Raw genomic sequence first — 262 nt, 5'->3', positions numbered from 1 at the left:
CCAATAATAATGTTCCAGCGATTGTCGAGAGCTTAACGGAATCAACGATTGTTGTTGAGCAGGAAAAGCCGGAATTAAAACCCGTTGAAGAAAAACCGATTACTAAACCTGCACAAACAAAGTCGCAAAACCAAATAGTAAAAATACCCAGTAATTGGTACTTACAACAACCTGAGGATAATTTTGTTATTCAGCTCTTAGCCGTAACTCAGCAGCAGGTAGGTAATGAGTTTATTGCTAAACATAAGCTAAAAAGTATTAC

1 protein-coding gene is annotated in these 262 nt (G+C 37.0%); it reads left to right on the top strand.

Going from position 1 to position 262, the window contains the following annotated elements; genetic code table 11:
- The coding region (locus tag SB765_RS30760; protein ID WP_410932638.1) for a hypothetical protein at positions 1-262 on the top strand (262 nt) is incomplete at both ends.

This window comes from Pseudomonas sp. SIMBA_067, from assembly GCF_046534675.1.
Taxonomy (GTDB): domain Bacteria; phylum Pseudomonadota; class Gammaproteobacteria; order Pseudomonadales; family Pseudomonadaceae; genus Aquipseudomonas; species Aquipseudomonas putida.
This window is presented reverse-complemented; position numbering and strand designations above follow the sequence as displayed.